General features: G+C 56.0%; 12 protein-coding genes. 3 read left to right on the forward strand and 9 right to left on the reverse strand.

Translation table 11 applies throughout. From position 1 onward, the window contains the following. Positions 1-229 precede the first annotated feature (229 nt). On the forward strand, positions 230-2,566 hold the full coding sequence (locus tag HQN87_RS24710; RefSeq protein ID WP_173138774.1) for a helix-turn-helix domain-containing protein: 2,337 nt from the start codon (positions 230-232) through the stop codon (positions 2,564-2,566). A gap of 827 nt (positions 2,567-3,393) precedes the next feature. On the opposite strand, the gene HQN87_RS24715 is transcribed toward HQN87_RS24710, so the two are convergent. The 6 genes from HQN87_RS24715 to HQN87_RS24740 all read right to left on the reverse strand — a co-directional run bounded on the left by HQN87_RS24715 (position 3,394) and on the right by HQN87_RS24740 (position 13,818). Next, complete coding sequence (locus HQN87_RS24715; protein ID WP_173138776.1) at positions 3,394-4,410, reverse strand: glycoside hydrolase family 130 protein; 1,017 nt, start codon at positions 4,408-4,410, stop codon at positions 3,394-3,396. 257 nt (positions 4,411-4,667) lie between these two features. Further along, positions 4,668-7,979: an alpha-mannosidase gene (locus tag HQN87_RS24720; RefSeq protein ID WP_173138778.1), complete on the reverse strand. Its 3,312-nt coding sequence runs from the start codon at positions 7,977-7,979 to the stop codon at positions 4,668-4,670. 3 nt (positions 7,980-7,982) lie between these two features. Continuing rightward, a complete protein-coding gene (locus HQN87_RS24725) occupies positions 7,983-10,286 on the reverse strand; it encodes a glycoside hydrolase family 3 N-terminal domain-containing protein (RefSeq protein WP_173138780.1) in 2,304 nt (767 codons plus the stop codon). A gap of 39 nt (positions 10,287-10,325) precedes the next feature. Beyond that, the gene (locus tag HQN87_RS24730) at positions 10,326-11,936 is read right to left on the reverse strand and encodes an extracellular solute-binding protein (RefSeq protein ID WP_173138783.1); all 1,611 of its coding nucleotides are present in this window, start codon (positions 11,934-11,936) and stop codon (positions 10,326-10,328) included. 39 nt (positions 11,937-11,975) lie between these two features. Next, positions 11,976-12,887: a carbohydrate ABC transporter permease gene (locus HQN87_RS24735; protein ID WP_173138784.1), complete on the reverse strand. Its 912-nt coding sequence runs from the start codon at positions 12,885-12,887 to the stop codon at positions 11,976-11,978. A gap of 16 nt (positions 12,888-12,903) precedes the next feature. Next, positions 12,904-13,818 carry an ABC transporter permease gene (locus tag HQN87_RS24740; protein ID WP_246553088.1) on the reverse strand — a complete coding sequence of 305 codons (915 nt, stop codon included), beginning with the start codon at positions 13,816-13,818 and terminating at the stop codon, positions 12,904-12,906. A 358-nt stretch (positions 13,819-14,176) separates the two neighbouring features. On the opposite strand from HQN87_RS24740, the gene HQN87_RS24745 reads away from it, so the two are divergent. Continuing rightward, positions 14,177-16,945: an alpha-mannosidase gene (locus tag HQN87_RS24745; protein ID WP_173138788.1), complete on the forward strand. Its 2,769-nt coding sequence runs from the start codon at positions 14,177-14,179 to the stop codon at positions 16,943-16,945. A 29-nt stretch (positions 16,946-16,974) separates the two neighbouring features. Then, positions 16,975-18,255: a glycoside hydrolase family 125 protein gene (locus HQN87_RS24750; RefSeq protein WP_173138790.1), complete on the forward strand. Its 1,281-nt coding sequence runs from the start codon at positions 16,975-16,977 to the stop codon at positions 18,253-18,255. 616 nt (positions 18,256-18,871) lie between these two features. Here HQN87_RS24750 and deoC read toward each other — a convergent pair. From deoC to HQN87_RS24765, 3 genes are all read right to left on the reverse strand, one after another. After that, positions 18,872-19,549, reverse strand: coding sequence for a deoxyribose-phosphate aldolase (gene deoC, locus HQN87_RS24755; RefSeq protein WP_173138792.1), 678 nt, complete (start codon positions 19,547-19,549; stop codon positions 18,872-18,874). 152 nt (positions 19,550-19,701) lie between these two features. Then, a complete protein-coding gene (locus tag HQN87_RS24760; protein WP_254075651.1) occupies positions 19,702-21,411 on the reverse strand; it encodes a methyl-accepting chemotaxis protein in 1,710 nt (569 codons plus the stop codon). Between the two features lie 316 nt (positions 21,412-21,727). Further along, on the reverse strand, positions 21,728-23,185 hold the full coding sequence (locus HQN87_RS24765; RefSeq protein ID WP_301953223.1) for a SulP family inorganic anion transporter: 1,458 nt from the start codon (positions 23,183-23,185) through the stop codon (positions 21,728-21,730). Between the last annotated feature and the right edge of the window lie 46 nt (positions 23,186-23,231).

The following is a 23,231-nucleotide window of genomic DNA, read 5'->3' on the forward strand; positions in this document are numbered from 1 at the left end:
AAGAAATACAAAAAAATGATTAATGACATGAACCCTTAACATCCTTATATTTAATAAGCAGAAACGAGTTTGCTGTCCTTTAAGTTCTTATTGTTCACTCCAAAGATTATAATGTTATAATGTTTATATTAGCACAAGTGTGATCCAGAAGAGAACTGTGATTTACGATCAACGATTGTTCATCCCAATCATTCTAATCCGAATATCTTAATACTGGAGGGACTGCTTCATGGCAAATCCGGCACTCAAGCCATCCTTGCTGAGCCGGTTCCGGCTGAGCTGGAACCATTTCAAATCAAGGCTGCTGCTGAAATATGCATTTTCTTATATCCTCATGTTCCTTATCCCGCTGACCGGTGTTACCATCTTCGTCTATGAAAACGCCGTCAAAGGCCTGCGGGTCGAAATTGAACAATCCAATGTCAATCAGCTTAATCAGGTGAAGAGCACCATAGACGACCGCATGAATGAGCTTCAGGAAGTCGCGGGCAGAATCGCCTATGACAAGCATCTGACCCCCTATATGGTCCGGCATCCCTACTACAGCCTGGAGGCCATTCAGGCGCTGGCGAATTACAAGGCCAGCAGCAGCATTGCCGAGGATCTGTTCCTCTATTTCCATGGTGATTCCAATATCTATTCTTACCGCGGTCTGGCGGATCTTCATGTTACCTTCGATACCCTTTATCAGTTCGAGCACTGGACGACCGGGGACCTGCGGCGGGACTTGAATGAGACCCGGCAGCCGCTGGTGCGCCCTGCTGAGAATGTGACTGTCAATTCCCGTGTCGAGCCGATGCTCGCCATGCTCGTCCCCGTGAAACCCAATGACCCCTTCCCTTACGGGACAGTCGTCTATCTGATGAAGGAATCCAATCTGACCGGAGTCATGGATTCCATTCTGAGTGATTTCTCGGGGAGCAGCTATATCTTCGGCCCCTCCGGCGAGGTGCTGACTGCGAACAGCCATGGCGTCAGCCTCCCCGGGGACGAGCTTAAGACGATATCCGTCCTGGAGCCGGGCATTCACAATCTGGAGCTGGACGGGGAACAATACTCCGTGGTGTCCGTCAAGTCGGAAGAGAATGGCTGGACCTATGTAACCACCATGCCAAGCTTCCAGTTCTTCAGCCGTGTCGCCCAGGTCCAGACTCTGATCCTGATCGTCTTCTGCATCACGGTCATTACCGGCATCGCCGCCGCCCTGCTGCTGGCCAAACGGCAATACCATCCGATCCGGGATCTGATGGAATTCGCCAAGCTGAAAGGCAGCGGCAATGAGGCCTCCAAGCTCCGCAACGAATGGGAGTCGATCCGCCAGACGCTGCATGATTACAGTGCCAGAATTGATCTTCAGGAGCCCTTTGTCCGCAACCAGTGTATGCTGCTGCTGCTCAAACACGGCAAGCCGGATGATCCTGAGATTGAACAGATGATCCTGAGCGCAGGCTTCCGGCATCCACAGGAGCAGGGCCTGTATTTCTCGGCAATCCTGTCCTGGGATGATGCGGCTCCGGGCGGGCAGTCCTGGCAGGAACGCCATCTGCTGCAGGAGATGCTCAGCAATATCTGCCTGCCCGGTCCGGATGCACAGATCTTCGGGATTGAATTCTCGGTCAAAGACCAGTTTGCCCTGATTATTTCACTTCCCGGCGAAGGGGCGCTGCCGGTTCAGGGCCGGATGGAGCAGGTTATTGAAGCCATTCAAGCGGTGATCCGCGAACACTCGCAGCTCTCTCTGAGTATCGGTGTCGGCACGGCCTACAGAGACTTGGCCCGGCTTAACCAATCCTTCATTGAAGCAGCCGCAGCCCTGGAGCACCGGATGATCCGGCGCAGCGGCCAGGTCACCTACTTCGAGCAGCTGGCAGAGCTGAACCCGGCCGCTGGCGAGAGCTTCTGGATTCCCCGCAAATCCATGCTGAAGCTGGAGCAGAGTCTGAAGCAGGGCAACGAATCGGTTGCGGCCCAGATGATCGCCGACACGATTGATACGATCAAGGATGAGCCGCTGCAGGTCCATCTGCTGCGCTGCATCTGCTTCGATCTGCTGAACGCTTTTCTGCGTACTGCCTCCGAGCTTGGTATGGATGAGGTGTTCACCAATGTGCCCGAGCTGACCTCCTTCGAGACACTGGAGGAGCTGGAGAGCCGGCTGCTCTCGCTGGCTGCTGCCATTTGCGCGCAGGTTGAGCGGAACACGGAGACCAGCGAGTCCTCTCTCATGGACGACATTCTGGCTTACGTGGACCAGCAGTTCGCTGACTACACCCTCAGCCTGGAGCATGTGGCACTGAAGTTTGCCATTTCAACCTCTTATTTAAGCCGGAGCTTCAAGGAGAAAACCGGCAGCAATTTCTCCCAATATATCTGGCAGCTGCGGGTGGATGAGGTGATCCGGCTGCTGGAGAACACCAGTGCCCCGCTCAAGGAAATTATCGAGCAGGTCGGTTATCTGGATGCGCCGAACTTCATCCGCAAGTTCAAAAAAGAAACCGGTCTGACGCCTGGGCAATACCGCAAGGAACATGCCTTGAAGGGGACCACTGCGAAAAGACCGGTATAAGGCGGGCGGAGCTTCCGTCCGACCTGTCTGAATAGGCTAAGCTTAAAGATTGTGGCATACAGCCAATCCTTCACCCTGTGAATAGTCGGACTTCCGGGTGGAACTTCTTTGAGCCCTGTGAACAGCAGACTTCCGGGCAGAGCTTCCTTCAACCCTGTGAACAGCGGACTTCCGGGCTGAGCATCTTTTAACCCTCTGAACAGCGGACTTCCGGGCGGAGCTTCCTTCAACCCTGTGAACAGCAGATTTCCGGGGCAGCGGCTGTTGCGCTGGAATTCCCTGGTGTGATCCACTTTTCGCGGCAGAAATCGGGTAACCTTGTATAAAATCCTGCACATAATGCAACATTGCCCTCATCCTATCCACCCGAACCCGGAATTGTTGCACAAAAGGCAGGATTGTGCCTACCTTAGGCGGTTTAACTAGCGTATTCTTGTATTCTATGCAACAATCCGCCCGTACACCTGACTATCTATGAAGCAAAGCTGCAAAACGTGCAACATTTATGTCTATAGTGCCTATAACGTCTATGCCGCCTATGATACTTATGATGCCTATGACGCCTATTAAGGAGTTGCATTCTGCCGGGAACGAGTCAAGCACCCGCTTCGCGCCAGCACATTGTGTTCGGTTTTCCGCATACATTGCCCCACACACCGCCGCGCCAGCACATTGTGTTCGGTTTTCCGCATACATTGGCCCACACACCGCCGCGCTGGGCGAATTGTGTTCGGTTTTCCGCATACATCTGGCCCAATGACTTCACTCTTATAGTCCTTCAGGCCTCATCGCGCCCATTGCACTAGTTTAAGTCTGGCGCTGAACGGTTACTCCGCTTCCTTAAGAATATGCTCTACCAGCTCATCCAGCGGCACGGTGGCAAGCGCAATCGCTGTGTCCGTTACCCCGTAATAGATATAGAGCAGCCCGTCCTTGACTACATTACCTGTCGGGAAAATAACATTCGGAATCTGGAACCCGAATTTCTCGTAATAGGTCTCCGGCTCCATAATGAAATTATGGGTCCGGGCAATGATTTTCTCCGGCTGCTCCAGATCCAGCAGCATGGCCCCCACACGGTAGACAATCTCCTCATCTACGCCGTGATAGAGCACCAGCCAGCCCTTGTCTGTACGGATGGGAGGCGTCGAGCCTCCGATCTTGCGCGATTCCCAGGAGAGGTTCCCGGCGGTGGCAAGCAGCTTAGGTTCTTCCCAATTCACCAGATCCTCTGAGTAGGTAATCCACATGGCCGCCTTCTCTGTTCCGTAGGCTTCGCCCACATATTCCTCGGGACGGCGGAGGAGTACGAATTTGCCGTTTATTTTCTCAGGAAAAAGAATGTTGTCCCGGTCATTGATATCCAGCGGTGTCGTGTCCGCAACAAACTCCCAGTCCAGCAGATTGTCCGACTTCAGGATGGAGGAACGGGTCAGCCAGTGGCCCTCCTCTTCTCCCCATCCATCCGGGTAGGTTGGAATAGAACGCTCAGGGACGCCTGCCCCGGTAGGATAATAACTCATGGCACAGGGGCGCAGGGCGTAGTTCAGGTAGAAGGTTCCGTCGATTTTGACAATCCGCGGGTCCTGCACACTGCCGTACGGGAATCCCAGCATATCGGGCGTGACAATCGGCTCATCCTTCACATGGGTGAAGTTTACGCCGTCCTCGCTCTCCAGCAGCCCCAGATAGTTCTTGCACGGAGTCAGGGAACCGGCGGTACGCTCGATCATATAGAATTTTCCGTTATCAATGATAACTGCAGGGTTGAAGACGGTAACCTTGCGCCATTCATAGCCGCCCGGGACGACAATCGGATTATTGGGATGTCTTGTGATTTGCATGTCTATTCCTCCTGCGAATGATGTTCGTGTTATATAGGAAGCACTTAAGTTTTGCACTTGAAGCTACATCGTCACTGCGGTGAACATTTGGACTTCCGGCCGCTGTTGTCACCAGATTTCTTGATTTCGAACCGCTACTCGCGGGTGAAATCCGGTGACAGCTTATGCTTACGAGGTAGCTTTCCTTCGGAAAGCTTTCGGGCGGTCGCTACCGCTCCTACAGTTCCAAATTTCCCCTCCGCTTCTTTTGCTTTTTGTTAATTTTTTTCGTGCTTCTTATACAGTTTGAGCGTCTGGACCTCATAGGGTCGGAAGGAGAGCGGGATCACGCCGCCGGAAACTTCAGCAGAGCCGGTACTGCTCTCCAGCAGATTGACCCGGCAGGCGCGGATCTCCTTGTCCTTCCAATCCAGCGCAGCCGTCTCTCTGCTGCCTGCGGACTCATATAGGCGGACAATAATTCCGCTGCCGTCCTCTGCCTGCTTGATCGTATCGAGCATTACGTGACTGCTCTGGAAGTCAAGCCAGGAATGGGTGCCGGGATAACGGCCGGAATGCGAGGCTTCGCTGACTGCCAGCAGAGGCTCATTCAGCGCTGCTGCCTCCCGCACCACACCGGCTTGCCGCCAATCTCCGCTGTGCGGATACAGGGAATAGGTGAATTCATGTTCCCCCTGGTCCGCATAGCGGTCAGGCCAGCGAGGGGAGCGCAGCAGCGACAGGCGCAGCACCCCGTCATGAATGTCATAGCCGTATTTGCAGTCGTTCAGCAGGCTGACACCATAGCCGCCTTCGGACAGATCCGCCCAGCGGTGTCCGCAGACCTCGAATTGCGCCTGCTCCCAGCTGGTGTTGCGGTGGGTCGGACGCTCCAGCGCCCCGAAGGGAATCTCATACGTCGCCTTCGCGGCCACAATATCCACCGGAAAAGCGACCTTCAGCAGCTTATGCTTCTCCCTCCAGCTGACCCGGGTCCGGAAGTCTACCCTGCGGCTGTGCCGGGGCAGCACGATCTCCTGCTCAATCAGGGATTCGCCCAGCTGCCAGCGGAATTTCAGCACCGTCTGCACAGGGCCGCTTGTGACCACCTGCCGGTCCAGCAGCTCCGCCTTGCCCGCAGGCTGCTGCTCATAACGCGGGTCCAGATCCCAGGCATCCCACAGCGGCGGGGTGTCATGATAGAACTGCAGCTGATTGCCGGTCTGGCCGGGCTGAAGCAGCTCGCGTCCGGCGCTTTTGTCAACCCAGCGGCTGATTTCACCGTCTTCGTTAAAGGCAAGCATGTAATGGTCCGTCTCCCATAACTCCGGGAAACCGTCTCCGGCGGCAGGAGCTGCCTGCGGCTCAGGCCACACTACGGCTCGTTCCGCAGCCTCTGCCTCCTGCCCATACCGCTCGCCGACAGCATACGCCTGCCGATCAGGGCGTACGCCCGCAGGCGCAGCAGCCTCCCGCAGCCAGAAGGTGCGGCAGCCGAAGGCAGGCACCTTGCGCACCCGGATGGCCAGCGTATAGCTGTCGCCGTCTCCAGCCGTACTCCAGCATTCACTCTCCAGCAGGCCGTCTTCATCGAAGGCCTGAAGCGTGGTCAGACTGGAGTCTCCCTCCAGCCGGATCAGCTCTGTCCGCTCCCAGCCCAGGCTGTTGAAGACTACATAAGGGCGGCCCGCACCTGTAGTATTCACTTCGCCTGCCAGGGCACGGAGTGAGGTGTCCAGCACCTTCCGGCCCAGACGGAAAATCTCCGCGTATTCCTCCCGCGAGGTGATGTACACCTCGGGAATGGAGGTGCCGGGAATGATGTCATGGAACTGGTTCAGCAGCAGCAGCTTCCAGCCTTCAGCCAGCTCCTCCTGAGCCTTCAGCCACAGCTCTGTCTCCGACCGTGCAGGTTCCGGCTGCATAAGCCCCGACTGAGAAAGCTCCAACTGCACAAGCTCCGGCTGCGCAAACCCCGGAAGCCTCATAAGCCCGCTCCTCTGCGCGAGTACGCTCCAGATCTCCGCTTGCCGGTATAAGACCTCCGCCTTGCGGTTGCTGCGCTTATTGAAGGCATGGGTTGTGAAGGTCCCCCGGTGAAGCTCCAGATAGAGATCGCCATGCCATGCCGGAAGCTCCGGCTGGCGTGAGCCGATCTCTAAGAAGAACGCCTCCGCCGTAGAGAAGCGGCTGACCGGCTGGCCCGGCGCGAGATCGGTGCGGGCTACATATTCCAGCATCTCGTGAGTGACTCCGCCTCCGCCGTCTCCGTGGCCGTAGAGCAGCATCAGTTCATCGTGCTCTTCCTTCTGGGCGTAGGCCTGCCAATGCTCCTGCACATCCTTCGGGTGAGTATGCTCATTCACTCCATGGTTCTGATAGGCCACGATCTTCGTCCCGTCAATGCCGACCCAGTGGAACAGCGTATGCGGGAAGGGGTTGGTATCATTCCAGCCGAGCTTCGTTGTCATGAAATAATCAATTCCCGCCTGCTTCAAGAGCTGCGGTAGGGACGCGCAATAGCCGAACGTATCCGGCAGCCATTCAATCGTGGACCGCTTGCCGAACTCCTCCATATAGAACCCCTGGCCGTACAGCATCTGCCGTACCAGCGATTCCCCGCCGGGAATGTTCAGATCCGGCTCTACCCACATGCCGCCGACCAGCTCCCACCGGCCCTCGGCAACCCACTGCTTGATCCGCTCGTATAGCTGCGGATAATGCGCCTTGGCGAAGGCATACAGCTGGGGCTGGCTCTGGGAGTACCGGAACTCCGGGTACTTATCCATCAAGGCGCAGACCGTGGAGAAGGTCCGGCTGACCTTGCGTACCGTCTCGCGGACCGGCCACAGCCAGGCTATATCAATATGCGACTGGCCCACCATGTGCATCGTCCCCGGATGCAGTCCCTCAGACCGTTCCGCTGCCGCTTCTGTCCGCAGCTGCTGTTCAGCCGCAGTGACGGCATCGCCGTCCAGGAGCAGCTCCTCCTCCAGATAGAGCGTGTCCATTACCCGCTCCAGTGCCTTCAGGCTGCGGATGCGGCGCATATCTCCCTCCGGCAGCAGCAGGGCCGCTTCATGCACGATCTTCACCGTATGCAGGAGGCTGTACACCGCCGGATTCACACGCACCAGCGTGATTTCTACTCCCGTAAGCGGCGGCTTGATCACCGCCTGGCGGTTCAGCGGGTCCTCCGGCTCAGGCACCGGATCATACAGCTCGATGTCCAGCTGAAGGAGTTCTCCCGCTATGCCGGGCGGCAGAGGAATGAACCAGTGATTGCTGTCCAGGCCATGATAGGGCGTTCCGCCCAGCTTCAACAGGCCTTCCCCGCGTCCCAGATAGAGCAGCGCCGGCTCTTCCGGCCCCCACTCTCCCGGAACCGCGATCTCCCGCTGAAGGAAATACGTGGTTCCATAACCGCCATCCAGCCGGGCAATCCCGTAATTCAGGTGAAGCTCCTCTTCATGCTCATAACAGCCGGGCGAGAGATAACGGGACTTGTGCATACTCCACTCCGCAAGCTCTATCTTCTCTGCCCACTGCCGCTTGGCGAGCCAGCCGATGAACCGGTTCATACGCTTCATGGCTTAGCCCTCCTCCCTGACTTCAAGTGGCGCTGTCAAGTACTCTGCGGAGTGCGGGCCTGCCATCACCGCGAACGCTCCCGGCTCCACAATCCGCGTCAGGTCGGCCGATACATACTCCAGCTCTTCCCGGCCGACGCTGAACGTCACCGTCTGCGTGTCTCCCGGCTGAATGCTGATCTTGCGGAAGCCCTTGAGCTGCTTCTCGGGACGGGTAATGGAAGAGGCCAGATCGGAAATATACAGCTGGACCACCTCGCTCCCCGCCCGGTCACCGGAATTGGTCACATCCACGGAGACAAGCGCCTGTCCGTCCGCCGTAATGACGGGAGGCTCAACCTTCAGATTGCTGTACGCGAATTCGCTGTAGCTGAGGCCGTAGCCGAACGGATACTCCGCATGGAAGTCCGTCTCCAGATAGCGCTTGCCGCGCGTCCGCCGCTTGTAGTAATAGACCGGAAGCTGGCCTACATGCTTCGGAATGCTGATCGTCAGCCGCCCGGAAGGGTTCACCCCGCCGAACAGAATATCGGCAACCGCATGTCCGCCTTCCTGCCCAGGGTACCAGGCCTCCAGAATGGCGTCGGCATGCTCTGCAATCCACGGCTCGGCAATCGGACGGCCGTTGATGTAGACCACAATCAGCGGCTTGCCCAGCTTATGAATCTCCTGCGCCAGCTCAAGCTGCACGCCCATCAGATTCAGCGTAGCCCGGTCGATACCCTCGCCGCATTCCATATCGCTCCAGGAATGCTCAGTCACAACGGAAGCTCCAGTGAGCAGGTCAATCGTTCCTTCCCCGAAGTCTCTGGCACTTGAGCCGCCAATCGCCAGCACAACGGCATCCGCTTCGGCTGCACAAGCGAGCGCATGGGCGAAGCCTTCCCGCGAATCACCTTTGATCCGGCAGCCGGGTGCATACAGCACATTGTCCGCACTGCCGCCCAGCGCCTGCCGGATTCCCTCCAACACCGTAACAATAGCGCCTTTGGGCTGCGGCGAGGTGTAGTCACCAAGCTGGTTATACGGCGCATCCGCATTGGGCCCAATCACCGCAAGCTTCGGAATCTGCTTGCTCAGCGGCAGGGTTCTATTCTCATTCTTCAGCATAATAATGCTCTCACCGGCTATCCGCCGCGCCAGCTCCCGGTGCTCCGGCTTGCCTATGATCTGCTCCGCCTGCTGGGGATCGGCATAGGGACGGTCGAACAGTCCCAGCTTGAACTTCAGCTCCAGAATCCGCGCAGCCGCGCGGTCCAGATCGGATTCTTGCAGCCGTCCATGCTCGATAGCGGCCGCAATATGCTGCTCGAACATTTCGCCCGACATCTCCATATCAATGCCTGCCAAGAGTGCCTGGGCCACCGCCGCTTCCCCGCTGTCCGCTGTGTTATGACCATTCGTCAGCATCCCCAGCGCTCCGCAATCCGTAATCACGAAGCCCTCGAAGCCCCACTGCTCCCTAAGCACATCCTGCAGCAGATAACGGTTCGTTGTGCAAGGCACCCCGTCAATCTCGTTATAGGCCGTCATAATGGACAGCGCTCCGGCCTCTACCGCCTTACGGAAAGGCAGCAGATCCACCTCATGCAGCTCACGGAGTCCCATATGCACAGGTGCGGAATTCCGCCCGCCTTCCGAGCTGCCATAAGCGGCGAAATGCTTCAGCGTAGCCAGCACGGAATCCTCTGCGTCCAGCCGTTCGCCCTGCAAGCCTTTTACCGCCTCTACGCCCATAGTGGCAATCAGGAACGGATCTTCGCCGAAGGTCTCCTCCGTCCGCCCCCAGCGCGGATCACGCACCACATCCAGGACCGGCGAATAGGTTGCCGCACCGCCCTGGCTGCGGGTCTCCAGGGCAACTACGCGGCACATCTCCCGGTACAGCTCCGGGTTCCACATGCTGCCCAGTGCAAGCGGAACCGGAAATACAGTGGCGCCTATCGCCATATGTCCGTGCGAGCATTCTTCCCCGAACAGAATAGGGATACCGAGCCGGCTCTCTTTCATGGCATAGGCCTGAATGGCATTCACCGCCTCCGCCCCCTGCTTCGGGGACAGGCCGGTCTCCAGAGTGACGCCGGTCCAGGGATCTGCACGCAGCGTTCCATAGAGGGAGCCGACGCCTCCGGCGGCCACCTGGCGCTTGAACGCTTCCGTCATACCGGTAGTTCCGTCCGGGTGCTTCTCATAACACTGCCAGCCGAAAGGCTGGACTAATTGTCCAGCCTTCTCCCCAAGGGTCATGCGCTGCAGCAGGTCCTGTACCCGATCCGCCACAGGCCGCGTTTTATCCTTATAGATCATTTTTACAGCACCTTTCTGCACTTAGACATTCATGCCGCTCTAGTTGCTCTTCCAGCGGTCATAGGCAGCCTGGTTAATCTCGGCTACACGCTCTCCGCCCATCTTCTTGACTGTCGCCACATAATTGTCCCAGCCCGTAAGCGGCTCGGCACCGGTGATGAACTTCGCTTCCATCTGCTTCACATACGTGCTGAGGTCCGAATTCAGACTGCTGATCTCGGTCTGCTCCTCCACCGTGAGGAACAGGGCCGGGAACGGAATCCGCGCTCCTTTATCCAGCAGCTTCTGCTTGGTTTCCTGCTCGACCCAGAGGTCAAAGTCTGTCTTCAGCCCCTTGTTGATATCATCCATGGACAGGGTTGGCGCAGGAATACCGTAGTTCGGCGTCAAGGTAGCCCGGAAATCTTCCATTTCCTTGCCGTCCGGTACAGGCAGGTATTGCTTCACGCGGTTGTCTTTATCGGTGTACTCCCAGAGCGTTCCCTCTGGCCCTTTGTTGAAGAACATGGCGCCTTCATAGGAATAGAGATAATCAACCCAGCGCAGCGAGGCTTCCGGTGCCGGATTGCTGTTCGTGATGGCGAATGCGCCGGTTGTAATCCCTCTGTTCTTGGCAATCGCCGGAGCGGCGACCGATTCACTGCGTACCGGGGCGAACATCGGATCTGCCGTGGACGGCTCCCCGCCCTTGGTCATATAAGCGTGCCAGTCGGAGAAAAGAGCGACGCGGTTGTTATTCGCCTTGGCCTTCTTCTGCTCCGCCGTCTGCGAGAAGCTCTCATGATCCAGCAGTTCCTCGGACCACAGGCGGTTCATATAGGTCAAATACTCCTTATAGCCTTCTTCGAGCGGGGTATAATGCACCTTATCCGCATCGTCTACATAGATTTCTTCTTCATAGATGCCGAAAGCGCCCAGCAGCCAGGTGCGGATATCACGCAGATTCGCAGCGGTGGTGGTCACCGAGGAGATCGGAATTTCATCGGCTTGGCCGTTGCCGTTCGGGTCTTCCTCCTTCACCCGCTTCAGGTAGGTGTATAGCTCCTCCGTCGTTTCCGGCAGCTTGTCGATATTCAGCGCCTTCAGGAAGTCGCCGTTATACCACATCGGATTGCGGTACCAGTGCTGGCTCATTTCCACAACCGGCAGAGAGTAGATATGACCGTCCGGGGCTGTAATTGACTTGCGGACATCCGGGTTCTCCTCCAGCAGCGCCTTGAAGTTCGGGGCGTATTCCTCGATCAGATCCTCCAGAGGGATCAGTATCCCCTGTTCGCCGTAATTCATCTGCTCGGCAGTTGTCAGACCGGCCGCATAAAAGATATCCGGGTAATCGCCGCTGGCGAACACCAGATTCTTTTTAGTTTCGAAGCTGTCCTTCGGCGCGTTTTTGAATTCCATCGTAATCCCGGTCTTCTCCTTCATCTGCTGAAGCACCGGCATGTTCTCCCAGTTCTGAATCCCCACATCCGGCGCCATCATGCTCAGGGTAACGGGCTCACTCACAATCGGGAAGCCCTCCTTATTCACCGTGACCTCTCCGGTACTCTTATCCGCCGTGCCTTCATTTGCGTTGCCGCAGCCTGCCAGCAGAGTAAGGATGAGCGCCGAAGACAACAGAAGCTTCCATGGTTTACGTGTGGTCTGCATTTGATGATTCCTCCCTTATATTCATTACATTCTAACCGTTTAGCCTTTCACAGAGCCAATCATGACCCCTTGGACAAAATAACGCTGCAGGAACGGGTAGACCGCCACAATAGGCAGTGTCGAGACGACGATGACTCCATATTTGACCAGCGATGCCGTTTCTGCCTTATTATTCATGGCCATAGCCACCTCGCCGTTAATCGCAGCACCTGTGGTTTCGGCCGACATTTCCTGAAGGACCAGGATCTGGCGCAGCACCATCTGCAGCGGATACTTGGCTTCATCATTCAAGTAGATCAGGGACGGGAAATAGCTGTTCCAATGGCCTACCCCGTAGAACAGGGCCATCACGGCTATAATCGGTGCGGACAGCGGCAGAATAATGCGGATGAACAGCTTCAGATTCGTACAGCCGTCGATATGCGCCGCTTCCTGCAGCTCCTTGGGAATGGTGCTCTGAAAAAAGGTACGGGCAACCACGATATTCCAGACGGAAGCCGCCACCGGCAGAATCAAAGCCCCCATGCTGTTGATCAGGCCAAGGTTCTTGACCAGCAGATACGTCGGTACAAGTCCGCCGCTGAAGAACATCGTGAACAGAATGAGACCCATGAACAGCTGGCGTCCGACAAAATCAGACCGGCTGAGCGCATATGCAGCAGGCAGCGTCACAGCGAGATTAAGCAGCGTGCCCGCCGCTGTGTAGATGATGGTATTCAAGTACCCGTTCCATATCTTCGGGTTCTCAAAAACAAGCTTGTAGCCGTCCAGTGTCACATTCTTCGGAAACAGCCACATGGCTCCCGAATTAACATCCTGCGGTGAACTGATGGACGCGCTGAGGATATAGATCAGCGGATAGAGTACAACTACCAGCGCAAGGCACAGATAAATGTAGGTGCTGATCAGAAACAGCTTATCTCCCTTGGATTCTTTCATGGCAGTAACCAAAGACTTCAACTCCTTTCTACCAGAGGCTGTTCTCACTGGTGCGTTTGGCAATCCGGTTAACGGTAACCAGCAGAATTACGTTGACCACCGAGTTGAACAATCCGACAGCCGTCGAGAAGCTGTATTGGGCGTTCACCAGACCGGCGCGGTACACATAGGTGGATATGACATCGGAGGCTTCCATATTGAGCGAATTCTGCAGCAGCAGGATTTTCTCGAAGCCAAGGCCCAGAATATTACCCATATTCAGGATCAGCATGATCGTGATCGTGGGTATGATGGTCGGCAGATTGATATGCAGCACCCGTTTGATCCGGCTTGCTCCATCTACTATGGCCGCCTCATGCAGCTGGGGATCTACGCCTGACAGAGCCGCGAGATAGATAATCGTTCCCCACCCGGTGCTCTGCCAGACGCCCGAGAAGACATACACGGTCTTGAACCAAGCCGGATCGGTCAGGAACTGCGCGGGCTGGAAGCCCAGGAATTCGATGACCCGGACAATCATTCCGCTGGAGGGCGACAGGAAGGTGATGATCATCCCCGCCATGACTACTACTGAAATGAAATGCGGTGCGTAGGTGACGGTCTGGACTGATTTTTTGAACGGACCGTTGCGGACTTCATTGAAGGCCAGTGCCAGAATGATCGGCAGCGGAAACCCGATGGCCAGTTCATAGAAGCTGATGCTGAACGTGTTCCACAGCAGATCCCAGAAGAAATAGGAATTGAAGAACCGTTCAAAATGGTCAAAGCCTACCCACTCGCTGCCCGTAATTCCTTTGGAGGGTACGAAATTCTTGAAGGCAATCTGAATACCGTACATCGGACCATAATGAAATACGAGGAAATACAATAATGCGGGAAGCATGAACAGATAGAGCTCCCAATTTTGCCAGATTCTTTTGCCCAGGGACTTGTTCCCCTTCATTCTCCCACTCCTCTCTATGTTAGTTTTCATTACACAAAATCCTGTATCCGCTTCGCATTCTTGTGAAGGCCCTTCCTGCTAACGCTTACAACCCAAATTGTAGTGAAACTTAGCTGACATCGTAAATATGTAGGTTGTGCATTGTCATGTTAAAGGCGTGTAAAACCGCGCTGCTACGGGGCTTATGGGCTGAATAACTTCGATAGGCCGCCGCTGGCTGACTGCCGTAAATGTGTGAATTATGAACCCTCCTCCCCCCTGCAAAAGTTACATATTGTGATCACCGGGCAGGTATGCAAACATTTGCTACGAATGCCAACGCTACAACACCCGACTGATGATATAGGAGGTTTCTGTCATGACCCGTACAACCGCACACCTCATCTCCCACACTCATTGGGACCGTGAATGGTACATGCCTTACGAGCGACATCATGTCCTGCTGGCGAAGCTGATGAATGAACTTCTGGAGACGCTGGAAAAGGATGAGCGCTACCGTTATTTCCACCTGGACGGACAGACCATTATTATTGAAGATTATCTTCAGATTCATCCTGAGCGGAGAGAGCAGCTGGAGCAGTTCATCCGGGATGGCCGCATTATCATCGGACCCTGGTATGTGCTTCAGGATGAATTCCTGACCAGCTCCGAAGCCAACGTCCGCAATCTGCTGATCGGCCATCAGGATGCGGCGAAATACGGCGTCATCTCCAAGCTGGGTTATTTCCCGGATTCCTTCGGCAATATGGGCCAGGCCCCGCAGCTGCTCCGGCAGGCTGACATTGAGACTGCGGTGTTCGGCCGCGGCGTCAAGCCGACGGGCTTCGATAATATGGTGGGCGAGCTGAACAGCGCCAGCTATGAATCGCCTTATTCGGAGATGTACTGGGAATCCCCCGACGGCTCCAGCGTCCTTGGACTGCTCTTCGCGAACTGGTACAGCAACGGCAACGAAGTGCCGGTGGATGCAGGCGAAGCCAAGATCTTCTGGGAACGGAAAATCGCCGATGCCGGCAAATATGCCTCCACCCCGGAGCTGCTGTTCATGAACGGCTGTGACCATCAGCCGGTACATTGTGATCTGGCCGATGCACTGGAGACCGCCCGGGAGCTGTACCCTGACATGGATTTCGTCCATTCCAGCTTCGAGCAGTATTTGAAGGCGCTGGGTCCTTCGCTGCCCGAGGATCTCGTCACTGTACACGGCGAGCTGCGCAGCCAGCACACGGACGGCTGGGGAACGCTGGTGAATACCGCTTCCGCACGTGTCTATCTGAAGCAGATGAACCAGCGCGGGCAGACCCTGCTGGAGAAGGGCGCCGAGCCGCTGGCAACACTGGCTTATCTGGTCAGCGGTCAGGTCTATCCCCATGCCCTGCTGACCTACGCCTGGAAGACGCTGATGCAGAATCACCCGCATGACAGCATCTGCGGGTGCAGCGTGGATGAGGTTCACCGCGAGATGATCACACGCTTCGAGAAGAGCAGACAGGTTGGCGAGGCTATTGTGGAGGAGAGCCTGAAGGCGATCTGTGGGCAGATTGGAACCCAAGACGTAGAGGCTTGGGGAGAATCAGCCATTCCCGTAACCGTCTTCAATACCACCGGCTGGGAACGCAGCGGGACGGTTAGCGTGGAGGTGGCGGTTGCCAAACGGTACTTCAAGGAAGGCCCTAACCCTACTGCGATTGCCGATGCGCTGGATCAGCTTCCGCTTGAGCTTGCTCGCGGGCGGCTACTGGACGTTGACGGACAGGCCATCGCCTGCAAGGCGGAGGATCTCGGCACCCGGTTCGGCTATGAGCTGCCGGACGACCAGTTCCGCAAGCCTTATATGGCGCGGATGGTCCGGCTGACCTTCGAAGCCCCGCAGGTGCCGCCGCTTGGTTACAGCACCTTCGCCTGGGCAGAGTCGCCGGGCGGCGCATCCGCTGAAGCGGCCGGGGCTCCTGCTGAGGGTCCGCTTAAGCTGCTCGAGCGAGGGATGGAGAATGACTTCCTGGTCATCCAGATCCGGGAGAACGGCTCTTATGATGTAACCGATAAGCGGACCGGCAGAGTCTTCGCAGGACTTGGTGTCTATGAGAACTGCGGCGATATCGGCAATGAATATGTGTTCCGCCAGCCGGAGGGTGATATTACCCTGACAACCAGGGGACTTGATGCCCGCATTACCCTGGCCGAGCATGAGCCTTACCGCATCACCTATGAAATCGTGCATGAATGGGCCATTCCGGCTTCCGCCGATGCTTCGTTTGAGGAGGAGAAGCGCCGGATGGTTCCGTTCCGCCAGCGTAAGGCCGGGCGCTCCGCTGAGCAGGTACCGCTGCGGATCGTAACCCGGATTAGCCTGGAGGCTAACGGGGCCGGCATTCAGGTCTCTGCCTCGTTCAATAATCAGGCCAAGGACCACCGGCTGCGTGTTCTTGTCCCTACGGGTCTTGCGGCCTCCACTCTTCTGGCTGATTCCATCTTCGAAGCCGCTGAGCGCGAGATTGAGCCGGCAGCGGACTGGATCAATCCAAGCAATGCCCAGCACCAGCAGGCTTATGTCAGCGTGTCAGATGGCAGCGCCGGACTTACGGTTGCGAACAGAGGGCTGAATGAATATGAGGTTCTGCGTGACGGCAGCAATACCATTGCCGTAACCCTGCTGCGCAGCGTGTCGGAGCTGGGAGACTGGGGCGTATTCCCTACACCGGAAGCCCAGTGCCTCGGTGAGCAGACCGTGGAATTCGCGATTCGTCCTTATGCCGGAGATGCCGGCTGGCCGGAAGCCTTCGCCTGGGCTTACCAGTATCAGGTGCCCTGGTTCACTGTCCAGACGGGCTGGCAGCACGGCCCTCTGCCTGCTCAGTATCAGCCGCTGGAGTGGCAAGGCCGCACCCTGGCGCTCTCGGCCTTCAAAATATCAGAAGCCCATGAAGATATTATTCTGCGGTGGTACAATCTGGCGGGCGCGGAGCAAGAGCTCGCGCTGACGCCACATTTTCCCGTAGAGGCTGTACATGCCAGTGATATCCTGGAACGGCGGAAACACAGGGAAGCTCTAGATGAAGGAAGACTCCGCAGCTCCATCGGCAGAGCCCAAATTGTCACCTATGCCCTGCAAATAGCACAACCCTAAATCCACTACGTCTGAGGAGGAATTACACTATGAACCTGCCCGCTTCCATTGCTACCTATCTGAATGAGGCCGATGAACGGCTCGCGCATCACCCGAAACTCCGGCAGTTGTTCCGCAACTGCTTCCCGAATACGCTGGAGACAACCACGAAGCTGCTGGAAGACGGCACTACCTTCGTGTTCACCGGCGATATCCCGGCCATGTGGCTGCGTGATTCTACGGAGCAGGTGCGCCACTATATTCCTTTTGCCAAAAACGACCCTGAACTGCAGCGGATTCTCCGCGGCCTGATCGCCCGGCAGATGTTCTATGTCAATATTGATCCATACACGAATGCCTTCAACGAAACGGCCAGCGACAAGCATTACCGGGATACCGACGACTGCAATCTGAACCCGTGGATGTGGGAGCGCAAGTATGAACTGGACTCCCTGTGCTTCGTCGTTCAACTGGCTTATATGTACTGGAAGGAAGCGGAGCAGAGTGATATCTTCGATGCCGCCTGTTATCAGGCGCTGACCTCCATCGTGAACACGATCGAGACCGAGCAGCATCACGGGGAGAAATCTCCATACCATTTCATCCGGCAGACGCTTCAGGATACAGAAACTTTGCACAATAACGGACGCGGGATGCCAGTCAACTACACCGGTATGAGCTGGTCCGGCTTCCGTCCAAGCGATGACAGCTGTGAATTCGGCTACAACATCCCCTCCAATATGTTCGCGGTAGTCATTCTGGGATATATCCGCGAGATGGCAAGCGAGGTCTATGGGGATGAACGGCTGGCGGCGCGGGCGGCGAAGCTGCGTAAGGAGATCGACTTCGGCATCCGCACCTACGGCATCGTGAACCATCCGAAATACGGCAGAATTTACGCCTACGAGACGGACGGCTACGGCAATTATTCCCTGATGGACGATGCCGGTACGCCGGGACTAATGTCCATTCCTTATATTGGTTATGTGGGCTTAGAGGATGAGATTTATCAGAACACCCGCCGGTTCGCCCTCAGCTTCGACAATCCGTTCTACTTCGAGGGCAAGCACGCCAAGGGCATCGGCAGTCCGCATACGCCGGGCGGTTATGTGTGGCATATGGCGCTGTCCATGCAGGCGCTGACGGCAGATAACGATGAGGAGATCAAGGAGCTGATCGACATGCTGATCCGGACCGACGCCGATACCGGGTACATGCACGAGGGCTTCCACCCGGATGACCCCGCCGATTTCTCGCGCGAGTGGTTCGCCTGGTCCAACAGCCTGTTCGCCACGCTAATCGGCAAAGCGATGGATAAAGGGCTGGTCTAGTCCAGGGAAGCCTATTCAGCTCATTTTCCAGATAACTCATATAATTTCCTGATATAAAAACGGCTACGGCCTCCTTGATTTCAAGGGGCTGTAGCCGTTTTTGTGATAAAGCTGGAAATTTAGCTCGCGTCCGGCACGATCAGGTGCATTAATACCCTTCATTCTCACATTTAGCCCGCGTCCGGGAGATTGAGGTGCACTAATACCCTTCATTTCCACTTTTGGCCGGCTTCTGGCGGATTGAGGTGCATTAATACCCTTCATTCTCACATTTGGCCGGCTTCTGGCGAATTCAAAGGGATTTATCCCTCAGGTTTCCACATTTAGCCCACTTTCGGCGAATTCAAAGGGATTTATCCCTCTGGTTTCCACACTCAGCCCACTTTCGGCGAATTCAAAAGGAGTTATCCCTTTGGTTTCCACACTTAGCCAACTTCCGGCGAATTCAGAGGGATTTATCCCCCTGAATCTCCACTCAGCCCACTTCCGGCGCCCCATCTATACTCATCTTATCCACGCCAGACAGTTCTCCTTACTCCTTTACACATAACAAACGGCTGCGGCCTCCTTGAACTCAAGGAAGCCGCAGCCGTCTACAGGTTAGCCAATCTTCTATTTAGTAGCCGCTCTGGCTCTGCTCGCCTTTGGCAATCGCCACACCGCCGCTTGTCCCGATCCGGCTTGCACCTGCGCCGATCATTACGAGGGCATCTTCCGCGCTGCGGACACCGCCGGAGGCCTTCACGCCGATCTCAGGGCCAACAGTCGCCCGCATCAGCGCGATATCTTCCTTGGTTGCCCCGCCGGTAGAGAATCCGGTCGAGGTCTTCACGAAGTCTGCTCCCGCTTCTACAGCAAGCTTGCAGGCGCGGATCTTCTCTTCTTCAGTCAGCAGGCAGGCTTCGATGATGACCTTGGTCAGCGCCTTGCCGCGTGCGGCTTCGACTACTGCAACCATATCGCGCTTCACCAATTCATCGTTTCCGTCTTTCAGTGCGCCGATGTTGATGACCATGTCCACTTCACCGGCACCGTTCGCAATCGCATCAGCCGCTTCAAAAGCCTTGACCTCCGGTGTCGATGCTCCCAGCGGGAACCCGATTACCGTACACACCTTCACTTCCGGAGTATCCTTCAGCACGGCATGGGCCGTGGCTACCCAGGCGGGGTTCACGCAGACAGATGCGAATTTGTAAGCCTTGGCTTCCTCAGCCAGCTTGATAATATCGTCTTTACGGGCATCCGCCTTCAGCAGCGTATGGTCAATAATCCCGGATATTGTAGTCTCACTCATTGTTCTATTCCTCCATGTAATCGGTAGTAGATGTTCACATACCTTGTAATCATACCAATAGTCGGATACTTTTGAAAGCTGGAGGCCAACATCTGTTCAATAACGATACCGGGGGCAGGACAGATCAGGCAGCCGAAGGAGTTACCTCTGACTCAGACCTTCACCTGCCGGATGGCTTCCCGCAAGCTGCCCGTATTCGCGCTGATGGTCATCGAAGCCTCGTAGACTTCTTTGATTTTTTCCAATTGCAGGCCGGTCAGCTCTCGGATCTGCCGTGTCTGCTCCGAGACATCTCCGGCAATATCAGCCATACTGCCCACAGTAGCTGCTACCTCCTCCGAACCTGCGGATAGCTGCTCTGCGGTCGCCGACACATCAATAATCTGTCCGGCCACCTCACGAAAAGCGGCTGAAGCCTCCAGCAGAGAAGCCTCCGCTTCGGCGGATATCCGCACCCCTTCCTCCACTTCACCGGATGCTTGCGTCATTTGCGCACTGATGTTGGCCGAAGCCTTGCTGATATGAATCAGCAGGTCGGCAACCCGCTCCACGGAGGCAGCGGAGCCTTCCGCCAGCTTGCGTACTTCACCGGCTACGACCGTGAAGCCTCTGCCATGCTCCCCCGCACGCGCTGCCTCAATAGAGGCGTTCAGGGCAAGCAGCTTCGTCTGGTCCGCGAACTGCTTTATCGCCGCCAGCGCGCCTTCAATCTCCCCGGCATAGCCTTGCAGCAGCAGCACGATATCCAGGGTATCCCCGGTGGAGACGGAGATCGACTTCATCTGCTGATTCGTGTGGTTCATGGCAGTCTGGGACGACTGGACAATATCCAGCGCCTTGAGCGCGAATTCCGAGACCGTAGCCGAAGCCTCCGAGATGCGCGTGATCCCCTGTGCCATCTCATCCATCGCCACAGCGCTGCTCTGCGCTCCTTCGGTCTGTGAATGAGCTCCGGCGTAGATGTCGCTTATTCTGCCGTTGACAGCCTCACTCATCTTCAGCACATCGTCGGCGTTCCGGGCGAAGGTCTCGGAGGAACCGTAGAGACTGTCAGACGCAGTAGACACATTGGATACCATCCCCCGCACTCTCGTATTCAGATCTCCTGACATCTGAAGCATAGCCTGATAGGCTGTTCCAATCTCGTCCCTGGAGGTAACCGGACGGGTATGCAGTATCCGGCCTGCCTCAGCCAGGTCGCCTCTGGCCATGGTCTCCGCACTCTTCGTGATCGTCCCCAGCGGACGCAAAGACCTCGATACGAACCAGGCCAGGACTGCCAATGCAGCCAACGATAAGGCCAGAATAATGCTATAGAGCGGCAGACTTTGCATCAGGACATCACGGGTCAGCGTACTGAGGACAGCCACATCGGTATCAATGCCCAGCGCTCCAATCAGTGCCCCGCCAGCATCTGTCATAGGCACGAAGGCCGAGATATAATCCCCGTATTCAGGATTTCGGATCAGCGGCGTGCTGGCCTTCTCTCCGGCAAGCACTGCCTCAACGGCAGCAGCCGGCATATCCGTACTTTCGTTGATCTGTGAAGCCAGCGGGTCCCCCTCCGGTCTGCCGTCAATCATCAGCATCGGCTGACGCGCTTCATCAATTCGCACAAAATATACATAACGGGCACCCATCGACTTCCGGAACTGATCCAATTCATTGCGGAGTGACCAATACAGGTCCGTCTCCTGCGGATCGGCCAGGAACTCGCGGTAGCGTCCGGCATCAATCTGTGTAACATAATGGCTGGCAATACTCATGTTGTAGCTGCTGATCGTCCCTTTGACTGCTGACCCGGTATTCCCCCATTGAATCGCGACATTTCCTGCCGTAATACATAGAATCACTGCGGTCATAACACATAGGATTCGGGCAATCAGTCTTGTCCGGATAAAAGAAAACATAGAGGCCTTCCCTTTCGCGCATTACAATTGCGTTATTAAAGTAGGGCCATCTCCGAAATGCAATGACAAATGTCCCTCTACCGGAAAATTTCGACAAACTTTTCAAAAATCCTTTTTCCTGTTTCAAGATACTTTAGGACGGCACCGTTTCAGCGGGAAACAGAAGACTGGTGGATGGAGCGAACCTTAGACATCCTTATCTTGTTAAAAAGGCTGCTTCCGGAGCATACAACGCTCCAAAAGCAGCCTTTCCTCTTATCCTTATGATTTATCCATGGCCGCCGGAGGGCGACAATCCGACCCGCTGTACCAGCCGGGCGCTTTCTTCATTTAAGCCGGTTATCGTTACTTTTTTGCCCAGCGCAGCGTACTTGTCCATCGACCTCGCAATCGCCCCCACCGCTGACTGATCCCATACATGGGAACGGCTGAAGTCGATAACGACCTGCTCCGGGTCACTCTCATACATGAATTCATTCACGAAATGACTGGTTGTCCCGAAGAATAGCTGGCCCGATACTTTATAAGTAGTTACAGAGGCCGTAGTATGAACGCTCAGCTGTATGGAAGCTATCTTCCAGGCAAAAGACAAGGCGCTCAGCAGGACACCGAACAATACGCCGATCGACAGGTTATCGGTAGCCACTACCGTTACCACCGTGACGACCATGACCAGGGCGTCGCTTAACGGAATTCTCCGCAAGGAGATCAGGGACTTCCATTCAAAGGTGCTGATGCAGACCATAATCATTACACCGACCAGTGCGCCCATCGGAATCTGCTTGACCACATTGCCCAGAACAAGTATCAGGAACAAGAGAAACAGCCCGGATACAAAAGTTGACAAGCGCGTCCGTCCGCCCGATTTCATATTGACCATCGACTGGCCGATCATCGCACAGCCTGCCATACCCCCGAAGAAGCCCGTCACGATGTTGGCAAGACCCTGACCCTTCGCTTCCCGGTTCTTGTCGCTGCCTGTGCCGGTGATATCATCAATCAGCGTGGCCGTCATCAGGGATTCCAGTAATCCGACTACAGCGAGCGACAGCGAATACGGCAGAATAATCATCAGCGTATCCAGCGTGAACGGAAGATTCGGCAGATGGAACACCGGCAGCGCTGAAGTAATTGTCCCCATATCGCCCACGGTTCTTACATCCAGATCAAGCACAATGCTGAGTACCGAGACTGCAACAATGGCGACCAGCGCCGAAGGCACAGCCTTGGTGATCCGCGGAACCGTATAGATAATGACCAGGGTAAGGGCCACCAGTGCGTACATAATCCAGCCCTGTCCTTCAAAATGCACCAGCTGAGCCATAAAGATCAGAATCGCAAGCGCGTTGACAAAACCGGTCATGACCGGCTGCGGCAGAAAGGTGATGAATCTGCCCAGCTTCAGCATCCCCATCACAATCTGAAGGATGCCCGCCAGCACCGTCGCTGCGAACAGGTACTCAATGCCGTGCGAGAGCACGAGGCTGCCGACCAGCAGCGCCATTGCTCCTGTCGCTGCCGAGATCATGCCCGGTCTTCCGCCGGCGAAGGCTGTGACAATAGCGATACAGAACGAGGCGTACAATCCAACCATAGGGCTTACACCGGCGAGGATGGAGAAAGCAATCGCTTCAGGAATTAAGGCAATAGCCACGGTCATGCCCGATAGAACATCACTCCGTGTGTTGGAGAACCAACCGTTGTTGTATGAGACAGATTGCTTCAAATTTTCAGTTCCTCCTGTGTCTTGTGATAAGGTGATAGGCTTTGCC

This window comes from Paenibacillus tritici (assembly GCF_013204885.1).
Classification (GTDB): Bacteria; Bacillota; Bacilli; order Paenibacillales; family Paenibacillaceae; genus Paenibacillus_AQ; species Paenibacillus_AQ tritici.